This is a genomic window from Lamprobacter sp. (assembly GCF_034860625.1).
In the GTDB taxonomy this organism is placed as follows: Bacteria; Pseudomonadota; Gammaproteobacteria; order Chromatiales; family Chromatiaceae; genus Lamprobacter.
Window position 1 is genome coordinate 1 of sequence record NZ_JAYESN010000451.1, and the last position, 1726, is coordinate 1726.

General features: G+C 64.2%; 1 protein-coding gene. It reads right to left on the minus strand.

Going from position 1 to position 1726, the window contains the following annotated elements; all coding sequences use genetic code 11:
- Window positions 1-119: 119 nt before the first annotated feature.
- Window positions 120-1726, minus strand: a 1607-nt coding sequence (locus VBE63_RS28740) for an IS66 family transposase (RefSeq protein ID WP_323686396.1), incomplete at its 5' end; no start/stop codon positions are given.

Sequence of the window (1726 nt, forward strand, 5' to 3'; positions counted from 1 at the left end):
CGCAGACGATCCGCGAGAGTTCGGCCCGTGAGGCATCAGGGCGGGACGTGATCAGCGCGCGGATGCGGGCGATCTCGGCGGCGCTGAAGTATCGCGCGCAGTAGCGCCGCGCGCCGGGTTCAGGCGCCAAGGTACGGCGGGTGGGGTGATGTGGCGAAACGCCGGTTTGCATCAGGCTCAAAGACCCACTCGGCAAGGGGTGCAATCGCGCCGGCGCCGAAGACGCGATCGTGCAGGTAGTCCCAGAAGCTCAGCCCGTGCTTGCGACAGGTTTTCTTGAGGCTGGCGAAGGTATCACGGCAGCGGCGGCCGTCTGCACTGCGGGTCGAGCCGCTAATCTTGCGCTTTTTGACGTACTCGCGGATATCGCGCTCGCTGGCGTTGTTGTGCAGCGGCAGCTCAGGGCGGTCGAGCACCCGCAGCAACTCAGCCTTGCTGCGGTGCATCCGCTTCAGCGCCTGGTTCAAGGTCTCGAAGCAGGTCCGGGTGGTGCACAGGGCGTCAAAGCCAGCCTCGATGCGGGTCCGCTTACGCTGGCTGGGCTTGAGCTTATAGGCCTTCAATGCACCATAGAGGGTCCAGACCTGACTGCGCACATCGGCCAGCGCCTGGCGTTGCGCCGCGTTGAATCCGATGAGCTTGACCAGATTGCGCTCCGCATGCACCCAGCACAGGGCGTGAACCAAGACATCGAATTGCCCGGCATCATCGCTGAGGATCGCCAGATCCGGCGACACGCCCTGCTCGATAACGGTGCCCAGCAGCGCCCCCTCAGTGGCGATGCGGACATGGCGCGGCGCCGTGATCGCAAGCGCTGCCAGGACCGCGCGCCAGGCTGACTTCCCCGTCGAGACTTTGGGCGCCTGCTGAGCGAGTTGGTGCAGCGGCGCTTTCGGCAGTGATTGCGCGCTCATGTAGGCCAGCGCCGCATCATTGATCGTATAGTCATCCTGCCCGGCCCGCAGCACGCTGAGGAAATTGATCCGGCTCTTGCAGTCGGTACTCACGAAGTAGGTGAACAGCGCGTTGCCGATGTGCGTGCAGTAGCCGTTGCTGCCCGCATGGCGCGCACCGGTGTCGTCGACTTGAATGTACAGCGAGCGCTGCAGTGCAGTCTGCAGCAAGGCGTCCTTCTCTTGATGTAGCGCATCGTGACCGGCAGTGATCAGGGTGCTGAGCTGCCCTGCGGAGATGTCCAGGCCCCACTCCTGCAGCTGCTCAAGCAGCAACGGCTGGGTGACATGCGCGTGGTGGTACTGATACAAGATGAAGGTGCGCAGCTCCGGGCCAAAGTGGGCGCCGCCGATTGCCGGCGGCAGCTTGCCGAGCAAGGTCTCGCCGGTGGGCGCTTCCCAGCGCTCCAGCCAATAGCGGGTATTGTGCACGCGCACGCGCAGATCCTGCACGGTAAACGGTTGCAAGCCGCGGAAGCGGCTGCCCGGCGGGATGTCCGCTTGTGGCGCCACGCGAATGTGCTCGTGAATTGTGAGCGTCTGGGTTTTGCTGCGCTTGCCGGCTCGCGTCTTCCCCCGCGCCTTGCGTTGCTTCGCGCTCCGGTCATTGCCTTCCAGGGCCGAGGGATTGATCACCGGCTTGCCCTTTTGCCCCTTCAGCCGTGCGATCTCGTCACGCAGCTGCTGGATCTCCTCCTGCTGCCGATGACAGATCTCCAGCAGCAGAACCACCGTCGGATTGCGATCCTCCGGTGGTATGTCTTCAATCGTTG